The 16,142-nt window shown below is 43.5% G+C and carries 14 protein-coding genes and 1 pseudogene; 4 read left to right on the top strand and 11 right to left on the bottom strand.

Annotated elements, in window-relative coordinates:
* Positions 1-10 precede the first annotated feature (10 nt).
* From aguA to KHN79_RS06450, 6 genes and pseudogenes are all read right to left on the bottom strand, one after another.
* On the bottom strand, positions 11-1,093 hold the full coding sequence (gene aguA, locus KHN79_RS06475) for an agmatine deiminase (RefSeq protein ID WP_182007928.1): 1,083 nt from the start codon (positions 1,091-1,093) through the stop codon (positions 11-13).
* Positions 1,094-1,105: 12 nt separating this feature from the next.
* Positions 1,106-1,972, bottom strand: a complete 867-nt coding sequence (aguB, locus tag KHN79_RS06470) for an N-carbamoylputrescine amidase (RefSeq protein ID WP_182007929.1) — start codon at positions 1,970-1,972, stop codon at positions 1,106-1,108.
* A 17-nt stretch (positions 1,973-1,989) separates the two neighbouring features.
* Positions 1,990-3,267 carry an FAD-binding oxidoreductase gene (locus tag KHN79_RS06465; RefSeq protein ID WP_182007930.1) on the bottom strand — a complete coding sequence of 426 codons (1,278 nt, stop codon included), beginning with the start codon at positions 3,265-3,267 and terminating at the stop codon, positions 1,990-1,992.
* Between the two features lie 31 nt (positions 3,268-3,298).
* On the bottom strand, positions 3,299-4,783 hold the full coding sequence (locus KHN79_RS06460) for an aldehyde dehydrogenase (protein WP_182007931.1): 1,485 nt from the start codon (positions 4,781-4,783) through the stop codon (positions 3,299-3,301).
* 35 nt (positions 4,784-4,818) lie between these two features.
* Entirely contained in the window at positions 4,819-5,376 is a 558-nt protein-coding gene (gene puuR / locus KHN79_RS06455; protein WP_182007932.1) for an HTH-type transcriptional regulator PuuR, read from the bottom strand.
* A pseudogene (locus KHN79_RS06450) lies at positions 5,279-6,140 on the bottom strand (gamma-glutamyl-gamma-aminobutyrate hydrolase family protein). The gene puuR and the pseudogene KHN79_RS06450 overlap by 98 nt, the downstream one beginning before the upstream one ends.
* 339 nt (positions 6,141-6,479) lie before the next feature.
* On the opposite strand from KHN79_RS06450, the gene KHN79_RS06445 reads away from it, so the two are divergent.
* From KHN79_RS06445 to KHN79_RS06430, 4 genes are all read left to right on the top strand, one after another.
* A complete protein-coding gene (locus KHN79_RS06445; RefSeq protein ID WP_182007934.1) occupies positions 6,480-7,823 on the top strand; it encodes a glutamine synthetase family protein in 1,344 nt (447 codons plus the stop codon).
* Positions 7,824-8,004: 181 nt separating this feature from the next.
* Complete coding sequence (locus tag KHN79_RS06440) at positions 8,005-9,480, top strand: Na+/H+ antiporter NhaC family protein (protein ID WP_182007935.1); 1,476 nt, start codon at positions 8,005-8,007, stop codon at positions 9,478-9,480.
* A gap of 312 nt (positions 9,481-9,792) precedes the next feature.
* Positions 9,793-10,347 (top strand): DUF3750 domain-containing protein, encoded by a 555-nt coding sequence (locus KHN79_RS06435; protein ID WP_182007936.1) that lies wholly within the window; start codon positions 9,793-9,795, stop codon positions 10,345-10,347.
* 428 nt (positions 10,348-10,775) lie between these two features.
* The gene (locus tag KHN79_RS06430; RefSeq protein ID WP_182007937.1) at positions 10,776-12,491 is read left to right on the top strand and encodes an amidohydrolase; all 1,716 of its coding nucleotides are present in this window, start codon (positions 10,776-10,778) and stop codon (positions 12,489-12,491) included.
* A gap of 607 nt (positions 12,492-13,098) precedes the next feature.
* On the opposite strand, the gene KHN79_RS06425 is transcribed toward KHN79_RS06430, so the two are convergent.
* The 5 genes from KHN79_RS06425 to KHN79_RS06405 all read right to left on the bottom strand — a co-directional run bounded on the left by KHN79_RS06425 (position 13,099) and on the right by KHN79_RS06405 (position 16,139).
* Positions 13,099-13,494, bottom strand: a complete 396-nt coding sequence (locus KHN79_RS06425; RefSeq protein ID WP_182007938.1) for an ACT domain-containing protein — start codon at positions 13,492-13,494, stop codon at positions 13,099-13,101.
* A gap of 39 nt (positions 13,495-13,533) precedes the next feature.
* Positions 13,534-13,863: a zinc ribbon domain-containing protein YjdM gene (locus KHN79_RS06420; protein WP_182007939.1), complete on the bottom strand. Its 330-nt coding sequence runs from the start codon at positions 13,861-13,863 to the stop codon at positions 13,534-13,536.
* Between the two features lie 162 nt (positions 13,864-14,025).
* Positions 14,026-14,763 carry a hypothetical protein gene (locus tag KHN79_RS06415; protein WP_182007940.1) on the bottom strand — a complete coding sequence of 246 codons (738 nt, stop codon included), beginning with the start codon at positions 14,761-14,763 and terminating at the stop codon, positions 14,026-14,028.
* A gap of 205 nt (positions 14,764-14,968) precedes the next feature.
* The gene (locus KHN79_RS06410; RefSeq protein WP_182007941.1) at positions 14,969-15,685 is read right to left on the bottom strand and encodes a sulfite exporter TauE/SafE family protein; all 717 of its coding nucleotides are present in this window, start codon (positions 15,683-15,685) and stop codon (positions 14,969-14,971) included.
* Positions 15,686-15,719: 34 nt separating this feature from the next.
* A complete protein-coding gene (locus KHN79_RS06405) occupies positions 15,720-16,139 on the bottom strand; it encodes a GFA family protein (protein WP_182007942.1) in 420 nt (139 codons plus the stop codon).
* Between the last annotated feature and the right edge of the window lie 3 nt (positions 16,140-16,142).

The raw sequence follows: 16,142 nt of genomic DNA, 5'->3' as shown, positions 1-16,142 counted from the left end.
CATTCGCTTTTTAAGCTGGGATCTGCTGCGTTATACAGTGGATGTTCCCCCCGCCAAGCAGCACTTCTCTTGACGGTATAGCAATGATTTGATGTTCCGGCATCGCGTTTTGCAAAATATCTACCGCTAACGAATCCGTTTCGTCATCCAGCATTGGTAAAAACACGTGATCGTTAACAATTAGAAAGTTTGCATATGATGCGCTGAGTCGCTCGCCGGCATGTCGGTTCATTCCTGCGCTAGCTTCAACGCCATTAGCCTCAACTTCACTGTAGTGCAGCGGTCCTGGCAAAGGTAAACGTACAATCTCGATGTCTCGTCCCTTCGCATCTTTCTGTGACTTCAGCACTTTTTCAGCTTGTCGTGAAAGCTCATACTGTGGATCACTTGGATCGTCAGTCCAGCTCAACACGACTTTGCCCGGTGCAATCACGTGAAGTAAGTTATCCACGTGACCATCGGTTTCGTCATTGAATAAACCATTTGGTACCCAAATGACTTTTTCGATGCCGAGATATTCTTTCAATTGTTCTTCAATTTGTGCTTGGCTAAGGTGCGGGTTACGACCAGGGCTCAGAAGACACTCTTCTGTCGTGTACAGTGTCCCTTCTCCGTCAGTATGAATCGCACCACCCTCAAGCACGAAAGGCGCTCGGTAGTAGTCAATGCCGATAATGTCACAAACTGATCCTGCGACTAAATCGTCTTGCTGCCAGTTATCATAAAGGCCGTTGTATTCTCCACCCCAAGCATTGAACTGCCAGCTAATACCACGGCGTTCACCGGCCTTATTAACAAGAACCGTCGGACCGATATCGCGCATCCATGCATCGTTAAACGGAATTTCCACCAATCTAACTTCTGAATGCAGTAACTGACGCGCGCGATCAAAGTTCTGTGAAGAAACAGCGACACTTACTTTGGTCACGTCGACTATTGCATTTGCGATTCTGGCGAACGTTTCTTGTGCTGGAATCGCACCATCACGCCAGTTATCACGTCGTTCAGGCCAAGCTAGCCAGACTTCACTTACCGGCTGAAATTCAGCCGGAAAATAGAAGCCATCTTGTACTGGTGTTGTAGATAACTTCATAGTAACGCCTCTTTAAACAGCTAACTTACCAACACTTGTATAAAGCTCTGGACGACGGTCACGGAACAGACCCCAAGCATGACGAGCTTTCGCCGTTGCTTCTAAGTCAATTTCTGCGTAAATGATCGTCTCACCTTCACGTGGTGCTTCAGCAATTTTTGCACCTGTGTGGTCAGTGATGAATGAAGAGCCGTAGAACGTCGTTTCAATGCCGTCATCCACTTCAGTGCCTACACGGTTTGAAGCGATTACCGGCACTAGGTTTGCTGCCGAGTGACCTTGCATTGTGCGTTGCCAGTGATCACGAGAGTCCAGTGTTGGATCTTGTGGCTCAGAACCGATTGCTGTCGGATAGAAGATCGCTTCTGCACCATGTAGAGCAAGGCTTCGAGCAAGCTCAGGGAACCATTGATCCCAACAGATACCAGCGCCAAACTTACCAAATTTGGTTTGCCATACTTTAAAGCCGGTATCACCAGGGCTGAAGTAGTACTTCTCACTGTAACCCGGACCATCAGGAATGTGCGACTTACGGTAGTTATCCAGTACTGTACCGTCTGCATCAATCATGACTAGCGAGTTAAAAAACGTATTGCCCGCTTTTTCAAAATAGCTGACTGGAATAACTACACCCAACTCTTTCGCCAATGCACTCATCTCTTTGATCAGGCGGCAATTTTCTGTCTCTTCTGCCAGTTCAAAATATTTTGCTTCTTGCTTTTTACAGAAGTAAGGTGCTGCGAAGAGTTCCTGAGGAAGAATCACATTCGCTCCGTTTTGTGCCGCTTCACGAATCGTCTTTTTTGCTTTTTCTAGATTATCTTCCAGATCCCAGCTCTTAGTTAGCTGAAGGGCTGCAAATTTAACTACTTTGCTCATTGGATATTCCTTATCTCTTAAATCGCCAGTTTGTCACGTAGGTTGTAGTATGCCGCACCCATTGCAGTAAATGGAATTTGGAAGTGACGGCCACCAGGGAATGAATAGTGTTTTAATGCTGCGAACGCATCAAATCGTTCAGCATGTCCGGTTAATGCTTCTGCCAGTAACTTACCAGCCAGGTGCGTACAGGTAACACCATGGCCACTGTAACCTTGCAGGTAGTAGATGTTGTCAGCAAAAGAGCCGAACTGGGGCATGCGTGAGTAAGTAAGCAGGAAGTTACCTGTCCACGCGTAATCTATCTTAATGCCTTTTAATTGAGGGAAAACTTTTTCCAGCTTAGGACGGATTAAGGCTTCGACGTTTTCTGGGTCGCGCGCACCGTAAACTACGCCGCCTCCAAAGAGCATTCGTTTATCTGCCGTTAAACGGAAGTAATCTAGCAGGTAGTTACAATCTTCTACACAGTAGTCACTGGTCAAAACTTGCTTTAGCTGCTCTTCATTCAGTGGTTCAGTAGCAATAACTTGAGTGCCGCAAGGAATCGCTTTGTTGCTGATATTTGGTGCCAAACCGCCAAGATATGCATTACCTGCCAATACAACGTATTTACTCTTAACATTGCCTTTCGCAGTTTTCACTACAGGGTTAACACCCTTTTCAATTGATACAACTGCAGACTGTTCGAATATTTGACCACCTAGCGAAATAAATGCTGCAGCTTCACCCAAGGCAAGTTTAAGCGGATGAATGTGTCCGCCACGCATATCCAGCAAACCACCGGTATACACTTTAGTACCAACAGCTTTTTCAACTTCGTTTGCATCCAAAAGAGTTAACTGATCGTTGCCGTAGCGCTCCCAGTTTTTCTTATGTTCTTCCAGGCCTTTAAGTTGCTTTTTATTCAGAGCCGTAAACAAGCCACCTTGCTTTAAGTCACACTCGATGTCGTATTTATCAACCAGGCCACGGATAATATCGCCACCTTCAAAAATCATGTCACAAAGTGCTTTTGCCTGGTGTTGGTCGTAACGGCTTTCAATAACGTCAACATCTCGGCTGTAACTATTAACGATCTGGCCACCGTTACGACCAGTTGCTCCAAAACCTACTTTTGCACTTTCTAACACGACGACTTTAAATCCTTTTTCTGCCAGATGTAGTGCAGAAGAAAGACCAGAGAAGCCAGCGCCGACGACACACACATCACACTCAATGTTGTCTTGAAGTTGTGGGTAGTCTGGCATGTTTGGCACAGAGTTAGCGTAGAACGAATCCGTATGCTTGTTCATAGTGATATTCCTTTATTAATCGTCAGCAATTTTATGGATGTAGGCGAATCCAAGTAGTTTTGGTTTCAGCGAATTTTTCAATGGCGTGCAGAGATTTATCTCGACCGTTGCCACTCATCTTGAATCCACCAAATGGGACTGTCATGTCACCTTCGTTATAGTTGTTCACCCATACTGAACCAGCTTGCAGGCGTTTAGCGACGCGATGAACGCGGTTAATGTTGCTACTCCAAAGTGCAGCGCCCAGGCCGTACTTTGAGTCGTTGGCAATTTCGATAGCTTGCGCTTCATCCTTAAATGGAATCACACATAATACCGGACCAAAAATTTCCTCTTGAGCAACGCGGAACTGATTGTCTACGTTATCCAGAATGGTTGGCTCAACAAAAGCACCTTGACCTTCAACATTGCCACCGCAGCGCAATACTGCACCTTCTGCCTGGCCTAACGTAATGTATTCCAACACTTTCGATTTGTGGTCTTGGTCAATAAGAGCGCCCATTGAAGAACTTGGGTCCATTGGGTCTTTTGGTGCAAAGGCTTTAGCTGCCTCAATCACTTTTTCAATAAACTGATCTTTAATACTTTCGTGGACAAGTAAACGTGTTGCCGCCACACACACTTCACCTTGGTTATAGAAACAACCGGCTGCCGTTTCAACCGCTGCGCGGTCTAAATCGTCGCAATCTTCAAATACGATGTTAGCGTTTTTACCACCCGCTTCTGCAAATACGCGTTTAAGGTTACTTTCACCAGAGCGAATCATTAACTGGCCAGCGATACGTGTAGAACCAGTGAAAGCTATACAATCAACGTCATTATGAGTTGCTAACGCATCACCTGCTTCATGACCAAAGCCTGTAATGACTTGGAATACGCCTTTTGGCAAACCAGCTTGCTCAGCAAGTTGACCCAGGAAGATCGCAGTGAGAGAAGATTTTTCTGAAGGTTTAAGAATAACGCTGTTACCAGCTGCAAGTGCAGGACCTAGTTTCCAGCAAGCTAGCCAAAGCGGGAAGTTCCAAGGAACCACAGCTGCCACAACACCAATAGCTTGATGTGAAACAAATGCGTGAACGTCTTTTTCTGTCGGGGCAACTTCGCCGTACACTTTATCGATAGCTTCTGCGTACCAGCGCAATGAGTTTGCCGCGCCAGGAATATCGGTTGAGAAGCTGTGAGAGATAGGCTTACCGGTATCAAGAGTTTCAAGCAGAGCTAACTCTTCACGGTTTTCGTCAATCAGATCAGCAAATTGCTTTAGCACTGCTTTACGGTGCGCAGGGCTGCTTTCGCTCCACTGACCTGACTGGAATACTTTACGAGCGTATGACACAGCAAGATCGACATCTTCACTTTGACAACGTGCAATTTCGGTAAAAATTTCGTCCGTTGCCGGGTTAACAACAGGAATAGTTTCGCCACTAAGCGCAGAACTGTATTCGCCGTTGATATACGCTCTGTTTTCGATGTTCAGACTGTTTTTAAGTTCAATCCATTGCTCTTGAGTTTTCATACGCTCTCCTTGTTGTCACACAAGGCAAGCACCACTTAGAAAGTGGTTGGCGTATGCGCACTTATCATTCGACAAGCCTTGTCTGTGTGATTCGTAAATCTGTGTGGCTGCGTCGTATCAATAACGTACGACTCACCTTGTTTGATGATAAAAGAACGGCCTTTGTATTCCAGAGTAATTTCACCCTCTAATACTGTGCCAATTTCTTCACCTTCATGCTTAATTTCAGCAGAACCTGTGGTTCCGTGTGGTGCATATTCTTCGATCAAGAATCCGATTACCTGATCTTTAGTGCCGTTTGTTACCAGCTTCATCGACACCGTTTCACTGCCCATTTCGACCAGTTCTTCTGGTGTCACGACAACTTTTACTTCGTCGTTCCGAGTTTGTTCAAAAATGAAAAACTCTGATAGAGATAAAGAAAATACGTTCACAATTTTTTGCAATGAGCTAACCGAAGGGCTTACCTTGCCATTTTCTATAGATGAGATGGCACTATGGGTAATACCAGCTCGTTCGGCTAGTTCTCGTTGCGACAATCCATGTTTTTTTCTTAACTGAACAATATTTCGACCAATCTCTTGATTGTCCATTCATGTGGCTCCAAAAATTAAAGAGAAGCCGCCATAATAAATTCTTTAAATAAAATTTGTGAGAAATGATTCGTTTTTGCTTTCCATTCTGGGTGCCACTGCACGCCAACGAAATATTTTTGTCCTGCCAGACTAAAAGCTTCTACCAATCCATCCGGCGCTTTTGCTTCGATTTTCAAAACAGGAGCCAACTGGTCAACCCCTTGATTATGTAATGTATTAACTTCAAAGAAACTCGTGTTTTCCCAGTTATTTTCTACTAGCCATTGTTCAAACAAGCTCTCTTTCTGAACTAATACTGCATGGGCAGGTGCGTATTTTTGTTCAAAATCATCTACAGGAGCTTCACGGTGGTCATTAAAGCCAGACTCATGAACCGCAGGGTTAAGAGTGCCGCCCAACGCAACATTCATCTCCTGAAAGCCGCGGCAAATACCTAGGCAAGGAATGTTTTTGTCTACCGCCTGACGAATCAAGCTCAAAGCCAGTTCATCCCTAGCTTCGTCTTTCTTATTCTCAGTATGGCTTGCGTTGTATCGATGCGGAGCAACGTTAGAGTGACTGCCCGGGAACAAGAAGCCATCACACAATTCTAAAATTGACGCGACTTCATCACTCGACATATCTGGCGCTAGCATGACAGGTAATCCGCCAAAATCTTTAACTGCGCGAAGATAAAAGTCATTAACTGCCTGAATCTGATAGCCACCTAACTCCTTGGTGCAACTAACAACGCCGATAATGGGTTTACGTGTGTTTGTCATGACATATCCGTGTTCAATTTATTTAACAACAACACTACAAACCATGTACAAAATTATCAACACCGAAGTTCTATATTATCGCCACAATGTGATCTTTCGCACTTTTTAGGCCATAAAAACGAATATTTATGCTCATTATATTGAACAAAATAAAAACGACTGTTACAAAATAGTTAACAACAAAGCACAAAAATAACCCATTAATAAGCCAGAATACACATTAAGTGATTGTTTAAATTAAATATAACTGAAATGACATCCGCATTAATTAACGCTTTGTAATTAAATTGTTAATTCAGCTATCTCTAATTTCTACTCACTGGCTATTTGGAGAAGAAAATGGAATCGTATCTACAGGAAGTTCAAAATTTTAAACAACAATGGCCCGACATTGAGTTTATCGACCTCATCTTTACTGACATAAATGCAACACCGAGAGGAAAACGCATTCCAGTCGATGCATTGGAAAAACTGGATAAAGGTGTCGCACTGCCTCTCTCTACTATTACTCTGGACACAAAAGGTAACGTTGTTGAATCTGCAGGACTTGGAGAAGATTTAGGCGAGCCAGACAACCTTTGTTTTCCAATCAGCGGAACATTAATGCCAACGGCCAAAGAACAAGTTGGTCAACTACTTCTTTGCATGATGGATGACTCAGGTAAACAGCCAAGTCCCCTCTTCATTCGTAACATTGTTGCTTCTATGCTTGAGAAGTTACAGGCTAAAGATCAATACCCTTGTGTCGCCCTGGAGCTTGAGTTTTATCTGGTTGATAAGCAGCGCGGTGAAAACGGTACGCCGTTAACTGCAATAAACCCTACTAAGAAAACGCGCGAAAAAGACACGGAAGTGTATGACTTAGATGGATTAGACGATTACGCAGACTTCTTGTCAGACTTAAACAAAATCGCGTTAGATCAAGGCTTAAATACTTCCGGAGCCCTTTCAGAATCCGCTCCGGGTCAATTTGAAATCAACTTCAACCATTCAAAAGATGTACTCCGCGCTTGTGATGAAATCATCATTGCGAAACGTTTGATTCGTCAAGTTGCACACCAGCACGGATTTGATGCGACTTTTATGGCCAAACCTTTTGGTGATCAGGCTGGTAACGGTATGCACATCCACCTGAGTCTGGTTGACAGTGAAGGCAACAATCACTTTAGCCAGCAAGATGGCAAAGCAAGTCCTCTCTTTTACCAAACTATGGCGGCGATGCTCGAACAAACATCGGGAGCCATGGCATTAATTTGTCCTAATGTTAACTCTTTCCGCCGCTTTATTCCTGGCGCTTACGTCCCGACGAAAGCTGACTGGGGCGAAAACCATCGTGGCGTGGCGTTACGTGTTCCTATCAGCGATAGCAAAAATCGCCGTATTGAACATCGTATCGCCGGAGCTGACGTTAACCCTTATATCCTCGCTGCAGTAGTACTTTCCGCAGTATTAGCGAGTGAAAACTATACCAAAGAACAATGTCCATCAACCTTAAGCGATGATGCAATTGACTTACCTGTCCGTATGTCAGAAGCTCTGGAACAGTTGGATCGCAGTGAGTTGGCTCAATACATTTCAAGGGAATTTATCGATCTGTATTTGGCCTGCAAACGCAGTGAACTCGCTGAATTTGAGCGCGCTATCACGCCATTAGAAATTGACTGGATGTTGCACTCGGCATAATACCAATCGTAGTAAATAACTGGTCATTCTAGCTTGTTAAAATGCTTGATAACTGCGTTATAAATTTTGACTGTAGACTAGCTACTTATCGAAAATTTTTGCCTTGTTATCAACCATTTTTCCTACGCTATTTCTGCTCATTTATTCACTGTGATTGGCATAAACAAAGGAAATGCATTTTATGACTACGCAAACAAAGGCGATGGATGCGCCGTTAAAATTCAACATTCAACATATTGTTATCTCGTTAATTTGTATTGCGACATTCGTACTTTTTACGACGATTGGATTGAATCACGAAGAGGGCCAAGTATACGGCTGGATGAGCCTGTTACCAACCGCATTGGTTTTAGTCTTCGCTTTAACGACGCACCGAACGGTAGAAGCGCTTTTTAGCGGCGCAATTGCCGGAGTTTTACTGCTGAACCCTACAGAGGCAGTTGAGCAAATCGTTGATATCTCAATGACAGTTATGATGGATGAAACCATTGCATGGATCATTCTAGTATGTGGCTTGATGGGCGGCCTGATTGCTATCCTTGAGAAAGGTGGTAGTATCCTGAGCTTCTCAGATATGCTGGTAACAAAAGTTAAGAGCCGCAAGCAGTCAATGGTGATGACATTTGTTCTTGGTATTCTGATCTTCATTGACGATTACCTAAACGCGATTGCCATCTCTTCATCAATGAAGAAAGTCACTGACGGCTACCAAATCTCCCGTGAGAAACTGTCATACCTTGTTGACTCAACGGCAGCACCGATCTGTATCCTTGTACCAATCTCTACGTGGGCGATCTTCTTTAGTTCTTTGCTAGAGTCAAACGGCGTTGCAGAAACAGGTAAAGGTATCCAGACTTACATCGAAGCGATTCCATACATGGCTTACGGTTGGGTAACGTTAGCAATCGTTCTGTTAGTTGCATTGGAAAAGATCCCGGATCTTGGAGCGATGAAAGTGGCAGAGCAACGTGCGAAGAATGGTCAGGTTCGTCCGGATGGCGCGACTGATGTTGATTTTGGTTCTGACATTGCTGCTCATACCAACCCTACAATGGGTCTAATCAACTTCCTGTTGCCTATGGTTGTCCTGGTGGCTGCAAGCTGGTACTTCGGTATTGACCTGCTAGCAGGCGTATTTGTAGCGATTATCTTTACAGTATGCTTCTACGGTTTCCAACGATTAATTTCGATGAATGATATGTTCGAAGCGGTTTACGATGGCATTAAGGTTATGCTGCTGCCTCTAGCGACCGTAATCGGCGGCTTCATGCTGAAAAACGTTAACGACTCTTTAGGCGTAACGCAGTACGTTATCGAAACGGTAAGTCCATACCTGAATGCATCGTACTTCCCTGCGATCATCTTCCTGATTACCGGCGCTCTGGTATTCGCGACTGCATCTTCTTGGGGTACGTTCGCAGTTGCAATGCCTATCGTTCTGCCATTGGGTGAGCAACTTGGCGTGCCACTGCATCTAACGGTTGCGGCTCTGCTTTCTGCATCTGCTGCTGGCAGCCACTCATGTTTCTTCAGTGACTCGACTGTACTTTCTGCACAAGGCTCTGGTTGTACTTCAATGCAACACGCAACTACTCAGCTCCCTTACGCATTGATCGGTATTGTCGCGACAGCAATCTTCTTCCTTGTTATTGCTTAAGCGTCATCATTGATAACCGCAAGCCCTGCTTTGAATGAGCAGGGCTTTTTTATCCTAGCTATTAAACTGACATCATCAGTTTCACCAACCTACTCTTGCAAAAACCATCCATAGTCTTCGCTCTCACTACCATATGTTCAAAGTTACGCCTGTTTTACACACCTAGTTCAATTCACTATGAACATTGATTGCCCTAAAGCAGCCACAAAAGCGTATAGAGGAATATAGTTTTATAATTACGATCAGGGCTTTCCTTATTTACTAAGAACTTGTCGCAGACTATGACATTAGAAAGAACGTTGAGAACTAGGGATGAAAAATACAAAAAATTTAAAACACCTGATTAAGCCAGTTATCTTAACTGTCTGTGCTCTACTTAGTGGCTGCACTCAGGGAGACTGGCGTACTGCCAGCCGGGAACCGGCAGGTATCGCTCCTAATCCTGCTGATGTTAAACAAGCGGTCATTGAGTTCTATGCCGCAGATGCCTTTGGATGGCGTGGCTGGTTCGCAGTGCACACTTGGCTCGCGATTAAACCAGAGAACGCAAATGAATATACCGTCTATGAAGTGGTTGGATGGCGAGTCGGCCGTGGCCAACCAGCGCTATATGCTTATCAAACGTCTACTCCAGATCGCTATTGGTACGGGGCAAAGCCAGAAAAAGTACTCTCAATAAAAGGTGACAAAGCCCAGCAACTCATACCGAAAATTCAGAACGCTGTCGCACACTACCCTTGGGCGGATGAATACACTCTGTTTCCCGGCCCCAACAGCAACACTTTCCCAGCCTGGGTAGGTCAGCAGATTCCGGAGCTCAACTTAAATATGCCTTTTCGGGCTATTGGGAGTGGTTACGTAAACTGATTATTAAACGATAAAATTCGGGTGCTCATCGAAAAGAAAGCCACTGTATGCGCTCTGTTACATTAGGTATGCATTAAAATAGTGATCTTAACCTCTTAATCATATTGCACCCTATTTCAAACAATAGCGGCAGTTTAAAGCTCGTTACCATTTCAAGAAAACACCTTTCCACAGTCCACTTCTCAAAGGCTTGTTACGGATCATGCGTACAGGAACCGCCTCTCTTTTCAAACAAGACTCATACATCTTTTAAATATTTCGTTCCTACAAAAACTGAGAGCCATAAGTCAGCTCTCTTTCACTGCACCAATAACGTCTTCTTTTGTCACCCAAAATGAACGTAACTGGCACTACCCGCCTACTGATTAGGTTTTTATCGTTAGCCATCTGGCACCAACTTAATGTCTTGATATCCAAAGGAGATTGGAATGACAAACCAAGGAAGGTTCACCCTCACTGCTCTTACAATTGCATTATTGGCGGGTTGTAATAGCGACGATACCACCCCAGAAGTCGAGGCTGATACAGTTTTATACAACGGCACCATCGTTACTATGGATGGTGAGCAGAGCACAGCGAGTTCGTTAGCGATCAAAGACGGTAAAATTGTTGGCTTAAACGTCAACAGTGAAGACTATTCATCAGAAGATACTCAGATTATCAACCTCAAAGAGCAAACCGTAGTTCCTGGCTTTATCGATGCACACGGGCATTTATCGATGGTTGCACAGACAGTTAACTTCGCTAACCTTGCACCTTCTCCTATCGGAAACAGCGACACCATTGCACTATTAGTCAATGAAATGCAGCAATTTTGGGATGATAAGGAGTTAGCTGAGGGACAGTGGATGGTCGGCATGAGTTACGACGACTCACTGTTAGCCGAACAAAGACATCCTACTCGTTACGATCTTGACCAAATCAGTACCGAAGTACCAATTGTCATCGTCCACGTATCCTTTCACCTAGCTGTTGTGAACAGTAAAGCACTAGAAGTATTAGGTATAGATGCAACCACAGCTGACCCTGACGGCGGTAAAATCGTTCGAGTTTCCGGAAGTGATGAGCCAAACGGGGTGTTAGAAGAAACTGCAATGTATCTCGCGATGGGAGGACTTTCGTCAGCGCCGCAGACGGAAGATTCATTATCAAACGCGTTTGCAGCGGCACAAGAATATTACGCGAGCTTTGGGATAACGACAGTACAGGAAGGTGCAGCAAGCAAAGATCAGGTTTTACTTTATGAACAGCTCGGAGAAGCTGGCGAGTTATATTTGGATATTGCCGCTTATCCGACTTGGGATGCGTACAGCATGATGAAACTGGATGGTTACGCACCGAGCAAAACTTATACCAATAACTTTAGAATTGCCGGAGCTAAAATTGTTCTTGATGGTTCACCTCAGGGCAAGACTGCGTTCATGACCCAGCCATATCTAAATCCACCAGCTGGTGAACCGGCCACTTATGTAGGCTACCCAACGCTGACCAGAGAGTTTCTTGAAGCCAAACTAAGAGAATACCTGGACAAAGATACCCAATTCATTGTCCATACCAATGGCGACGCTTCTGTCGATATGTATTTAGCTGCGCTCGATGCCGTCTCCACTGAAACGGATGACTTTTCAATAATTCGTCCTGTTTCCATTCACTCACAGACGACTCGTGACGACCAATTAGAAGAGATGGTTAAATATCAAATGATCCCTTCATTCTTCAGTGCACATACCTTCTTCTGGGGAGACTGGCATCGTGATGAAGTCTTCGGTGAAGAACGTGCAATGCGCATTAGCCCGACCCGTTCGGCCAGTAACTTAGGCATCAATTATACAACGCATAATGATGCGCCTGTTGTTGACCCAGATATTATCCGTCTCATGTACAACACGGTAAACCGGGTGACACGCTCTGGACAAACGTTGGGTGAAGAGCAAAAAGCGACCGCGTATGAAGCACTAGCGTCAGTTACTAAAAATGCAGCGTATCAATACTTCGAAGAAGATCAGAAAGGTACCATTGAAGTGGGTAAACTTGCAGACCTTGTAGTTCTATCTGCGAACCCCTTGACCATCGAGCCTGAAAAGATAAACACAATAGAAGTATTAAAAACATACAAAGAAGGTAACCTCGTCTACACTCAGTAGTTGATTAGACCTCAAAGCTCAACGAGCTTAGTCTCAAAACGGCGCTGCGACTCATGTATAGAACGTATGCGCCGTTTTTCTTTTCATTCACGCCATCTCTACACCCAATCATCCAATCCACACGTGAGCGAACCACAATAAGCAAAAATTTGTTTAAACTCGGCCGGATACGTTCCCTAGATCCATTAATGTATAAAAACTACATTCGTGAATTTAATATTAAATTTTAAACTAACCTTGATCACATTAAAAAACCAAACTACGTTTTTATAGTACATATTTGTAATTTATTTACATTAAAGGGAATTGCTATGTTATCCGTTATTAAGGAAATGTTGATTCATCACAAAGATTATTCTGGCCATGATATCGATACAGTGATCTCTCAACTCGCAGCACAAACAAGAACCGAGGCCTACATCTGGTCTTATATTGAGGAACAGTCTGTTTATGAAAACACGTCAAATGGAATGAGAGTGTACCCCCACGAACTCCGCAGATATATTTCCTAGTATTCTATCGGCTCCACAACATGTGCCCTACGGTGTACTTAGGTGTAGGGCTCATTCTGACTGCCTGTGAGTAATTGAGTTTAAGGGCTGAAACGTTACTCCGATAGTTCACGTAGCGCTTTAAGTGCAGCATTTGCCTTAGAGGATTGAACAAAGATATGATCGTGAAAGTAAGCCGCAATAACGTTGGCACTGATGCCTTTTGACGCGAGCTTAGTTGCCACAGTAGCGGTTAACCCAACTGCTTCCAGACTCGAATGAATCGTAAGTGTTATTTGCTTAAACGTACCTTCAAATGATAATCCGGCTTCAATAGCGACAGATTTTTCGAGCACAAGGGTTAATCCCTCTTTTTCCTTAAATGTCGCAACAATGTCGAGCGGGAGATAATCTTTCAGCTCCCCGTTCACGCTACAAAACACAAATTCAGGCTCTAACAACGTAGGGCTTAATGACTTCAGTAGTTCATTTAGGTTGGTTATCCCTGCCATCCTGGTTATCTCCATATAACTAAATTATGAATTGTAAGCTCAAGCCTTCTTAACAAATTTAGCGGTCACCATCATTTCACCTGCGCCGTCCACTTTACAGTCCAGCTGATGATCTTTACCTTCAACAATGCGTCTAATGACAGCTTTCGTTCCTATTTTTAAAACAAGAGAACTGCCTTTCACCTTAAGATCTTTAGCGAGAGTCACTTTATCGCCTTCAGCCAGCAAAGTGCCATTTGCGTCATTGACGCTATAAGCTTCTTCAACTTCTGAAGGGTTCCATTCATAAGCACATTCAGGACAGATAAGGTGGTTCTGATCCTGGTAAACGTATTCGGATTGGCAGTTCGGACAAGGAGGTAAAGACATAAGCTATCTCTTACTAATTGAATTCTGGACGCTATGTTAATACGTCAGACTAAAAATGCACGTACTGCAGGTAAAAAAACACTCTGCTCGTTTTTTCTAATACGCAACGATTTAGTTTGAGTATAAAGTCCGAACGTCACTAGCCGCATAAAGCGGTCTGTTTCATAGCTTGTCAGCAGCACGAATTATCGCTTTATCCGTGCTCTCTTTAATCTCTAAGGTAGTTTCAGAAATACTTTGCTTTAGTAAAGGTAAGTATTTATAACTCAACTCATATATCTGATTTACTGGCCCATTCCCCCTCAGTGAGACAACGTTATCGGAGTTTACTCCCCATACTTTCTCTGTACCAACAAGATCTTTGAGAATTAACTTTGCTAACAAATTACTCGACTGAGGGTAGTTTCTAGCTTCTAAGTAAGCGCCATACTTTAATGTAAGCTGTTCAACTAAACTGGAATAGAAATACTGTTTTTCATCAACGGGTAGCTGAGCAACGATTAAGCTAGCGTTTATTTTGTATAACTTCTGTGTCTTTTGAGTGAAAAACAGCATAACTTTTGTTTTTTTCCCCGCTATAACCGTGCTGTAGGTATATATTCTTGCTTCGGGATTGCTATCTAAAAGCCTTTCATTGTATTTACTAATTAATAATGTTTGCCCTGGAACAATTGGCAGTTTCCTGTACTTCGACTCTCTTTTGACAGCTAGAATATTCATACCGTACTTCCACCCATCAAAAGTATCGATTTCTTCTATACCGTAGTCAAAATCTTCAGCGCATGGGGCATCTTGAAAAACGCTCTTTTCACCAAATTTGCATGTATATATTTTCGAAGCAGAAGCTACATTGGTGAATGAAAACAGAATGGAAAAAGCGAATAAAATCCGAAACAACATGTAGTTCTACCTTGAATTAGTTATAACGACTGTCAAAGCAATACTACTGTACAAACAAATTCTTAAAGAAAATAAGTATAAGTCTATTAGCCTGAATTCGATCGAATTCAATTTTTCCGTCTCCAGAGGCACGTTTTAGAAGCATACCAACACAAAAACTTAATCAAAGCCTTCACTTTCAGTAGCACATATAAAGTTCGTTTTCTTAAAGTAAAACGCTAACCAGCATCCGAACCGCTAATACAGTGAGCAAGATTTTTATAATCCAAATCACCTTTTTATTACCCGCCTTGAACCTGGCTTTGGTGCCAATAAAGGACCCTAAGATGGAACCTAGAACCATAAACACCATAACACTCATATTTGACACCAAGTCACTCGTCACCGCAGCATAGACGGGTATTTTAGCCAGGTGGCTGATAGTCAGAAACATTGAGCTCGTAGCGATAACAGCATCATTCGATTTTAGCTGCTTGGTAAGCACGGCAAGTGACAATGGCCCCACCGCGCCGACAATCAGCCCTAAACCAGTTTGCAGAAAACCGATCAGATAGTAGCTTTCGTACCGACGAATGAAGTGTGCAAATCGCTTGCTCCAAAGGTTCAATAAAATATATGTTCCGATTGCAGCAGGAACGTACTCAAACGAGATATTCGATAAAAAGAGACCGAATACCAGCATACCTACTAAAGAACCAACCAAGAACTTAGGAAGTAACGACCATTGAACATGGGCGAGCGAGAAAAACATCCTGGAAGAATTACTGGCTAACTGGGTAACGCCATGAATCGGAATAATTAAGCTTGGGCTAAGGAAGCTGGGCAAAATTGCAATGAGTAACATCCCTCCGCCAAATCCTATAAGACCTGCAATGGCGGAGGTGAGCATCGCAATGAATCCTAAAATAAACTCTACTGACACTACTTTCCCTTAGTACTACACTACGCTTTAATATTTAATTCTTGTTTTGCTCAGGTAATTGCTCATAACTTGGCACCTGAGAGAGTTCATTCACCCAACTTGCGCAACTAGCAACAAATATTCTTGCCGTAGGTGATACAGGAACCGGACTATCAAGACTCCCGGCAGGCACGACTATAGATTGAATACTTTGAGCTACGGTTGGCAGTGCCGAACCACAATTCTGACAAAAGCTCTTACTATGTAATGTGTTTTCGTGATGATAGATCTTAACGTCACTCTCACCCTGAGTCCAAATTAGCGTTGATTCTCTGGCAAACAGATTCGCGGCATGGGCTGAACCAGTATCTTTTTGACAACGATGACAATGGCATAAGAAGAATGACTGAAACGTACCTGTAAGTTCATAACGAACACGCCCGCAAAGGCAGGAACCTTTATACACACTTTCCATAAA

This window comes from Vibrio sp. B1FLJ16 (assembly GCF_905175385.1).
Classification (GTDB): domain Bacteria; phylum Pseudomonadota; class Gammaproteobacteria; order Enterobacterales; family Vibrionaceae; genus Vibrio.
This window is presented reverse-complemented; position numbering and strand designations above follow the sequence as displayed.

Coding starts and splice junctions, on each gene's coding strand:
- aguA (WP_182007928.1), bottom strand. CDS start 1,093: ATGAAGTTATCTACAACACCAGTACAAGATGGCTTCTATTTTCCGGCT.
- aguB (WP_182007929.1), bottom strand. CDS start 1,972: ATGAGCAAAGTAGTTAAATTTGCAGCCCTTCAGCTAACTAAGAGCTGG.
- KHN79_RS06465 (WP_182007930.1), bottom strand. CDS start 3,267: ATGAACAAGCATACGGATTCGTTCTACGCTAACTCTGTGCCAAACATG.
- KHN79_RS06460 (WP_182007931.1), bottom strand. CDS start 4,783: ATGAAAACTCAAGAGCAATGGATTGAACTTAAAAACAGTCTGAACATC.
- puuR (WP_182007932.1), bottom strand. CDS start 5,376: ATGGACAATCAAGAGATTGGTCGAAATATTGTTCAGTTAAGAAAAAAA.
- KHN79_RS06445 (WP_182007934.1), top strand. CDS start 6,480: ATGGAATCGTATCTACAGGAAGTTCAAAATTTTAAACAACAATGGCCC.
- KHN79_RS06440 (WP_182007935.1), top strand. CDS start 8,005: ATGACTACGCAAACAAAGGCGATGGATGCGCCGTTAAAATTCAACATT.
- KHN79_RS06435 (WP_182007936.1), top strand. CDS start 9,793: ATGAAAAATACAAAAAATTTAAAACACCTGATTAAGCCAGTTATCTTA.
- KHN79_RS06430 (WP_182007937.1), top strand. CDS start 10,776: ATGACAAACCAAGGAAGGTTCACCCTCACTGCTCTTACAATTGCATTA.
- KHN79_RS06425 (WP_182007938.1), bottom strand. CDS start 13,494: ATGGCAGGGATAACCAACCTAAATGAACTACTGAAGTCATTAAGCCCT.
- KHN79_RS06420 (WP_182007939.1), bottom strand. CDS start 13,863: ATGTCTTTACCTCCTTGTCCGAACTGCCAATCCGAATACGTTTACCAG.
- KHN79_RS06415 (WP_182007940.1), bottom strand. CDS start 14,763: ATGTTGTTTCGGATTTTATTCGCTTTTTCCATTCTGTTTTCATTCACC.
- KHN79_RS06405 (WP_182007942.1), bottom strand. CDS start 16,139: ATGGAAAGTGTGTATAAAGGTTCCTGCCTTTGCGGGCGTGTTCGTTAT.